Consider the following 1,385-nt stretch of genomic DNA (forward strand, 5'->3'; position numbering starts at 1 on the left):
GGCGGGGCTGGGCCGGGTGCGGGTGGTGCCTGGGCCCAAGGAAGGGCCCGAGACCCGGCCCTTCGTCCTCCGCTTCCTCCTCCGCCGCCCCCACCTGGCCCCGGCCCCGGGGGGGCTGGTCCTGGCCCTGGGCCGGGTGGAGCGGGGCCGGCTTGTCGGGGAGGCCTTCCCCCTGACCCCAAGGGCCCTGCCCTAGCCCTCTTCCCGGACCGCCGGCTCCTTCCTGGACCCGGATGTGATGAGAAAGGCTTTGTGCTTTCTTCACGAACTTTTCCCAGTGGGGAGGGGGGAATGTTCCAGGCTTTCGTTCTTTTTAGCTCGCCGAGGTCCCGTAGACCCCTGGCATGGCGGAGAGCGTCTGGAAGCTACGTGATGGGTGGCCAGGCTGAGGACCAGAGGCCTACCCTCCTCACCGGCCGGACCCACGTCACGCCCGCTAGGGCATACCTTGTGGAGGAGCCGAGACACTTAGCGCGGTGTGGGCCTAGATGTAGGCTCCTCCTCCGTGTTATGCTCGTACTGTATGCGCCTAACCGTCCACCTCCCCGACGACCTGGCCCGCCTCCTCAAGCAGACCGCCCTGAACGAGGGCAAGTCCATGAGCGCCCTCACCGCCGAGGCCCTGGACTTCTACCTCCGGGAGAGGCGCAGGCGGGCCCTGGGCCTCAAGGTGCTGGAGCGGGCGGGAAAGGCCCAGGTGGACCCCAAGGCCCTGGAGGCCCTGGAGGAGGGCAGGCGTGAGCTTGACCGCCCTTGACACGGGCTTCTTCGTGCGCCTCCTCCAGGGGGACGGGAGGGCCGTGGACCGGTGGCGGGCCCTGGTGGAGGGGGAAGGGGAGGGGGTGGTGTCGGGCCTCTCCCTGGTAGAGCTCCTCCGCCTCTCCCTGAAGGGGGCCATCGGGCGGAAGGACGCCGAACTCCTCCTTGACGCCATCCCCGCCGTGTGCCGGGTGGTGTGGCTGGACTGGACGGTCGGGGAGCGCTCGGCCCGTCTCTCCCACGGGCTGGCCCTGCCCCTGGTGGACGCCCTCGTCCTGGCCACCGCCCTGGAGGCGGGAGCGGAGGAGCTCTGGACCACGGACGCCCACCTGACGGCCTACGAGGGGCGGACGCGGGTGGTCGGGCTCTAGCCCCACACCACTTCCCACCTCCGCCTGGGATCCAGAGGATCCTCGGGGACCGCCGCATAAACCCCGCAGAGAGGGGCAAGAGGAGGGAGGCCTCCCGGGGGTGGAAAGGTGTGCGGCAGGGACCTTTTGCAGACCTATCCTCCGGGAAAGGCGCGATCCTACCGGGCCCTGAGGGTGTGCGCCAAGCGGCTTTCCGGGGTTTTCTGGCCCACGGTGGGGAAGGTGGACCTGGTGCTGGTGTGGCGGGCCCGGGGG

2 protein-coding genes and 1 pseudogene are annotated in these 1,385 nt (G+C 70.2%); all 3 read left to right on the forward strand.

Annotation, left to right across the window (positions count from 1 at the left end):
* Window positions 1–196 (forward strand): annotated as a pseudogene (locus tag BVI061214_RS00905) (hypothetical protein); the annotation flags it as partial.
* A 327-nt stretch (window positions 197–523) separates the two neighbouring features.
* Window positions 524–757 (forward strand): ribbon-helix-helix protein, CopG family, encoded by a 234-nt coding sequence (locus BVI061214_RS00910; protein WP_053766925.1) that lies wholly within the window; start codon window positions 524–526, stop codon window positions 755–757.
* A complete protein-coding gene (locus BVI061214_RS00915; RefSeq protein WP_248841691.1) occupies window positions 738–1,130 on the forward strand; it encodes a type II toxin-antitoxin system VapC family toxin in 393 nt (130 codons plus the stop codon). The genes BVI061214_RS00910 and BVI061214_RS00915 overlap by 20 nt, the downstream gene beginning before the upstream one ends.
* Window positions 1,131–1,385 lie beyond the last annotated feature (255 nt).

Origin of the sequence: Thermus aquaticus (genome assembly GCF_001280255.1) — a bacterium.
In the GTDB taxonomy this organism is placed as follows: domain Bacteria; phylum Deinococcota; class Deinococci; order Deinococcales; family Thermaceae; genus Thermus; species Thermus aquaticus.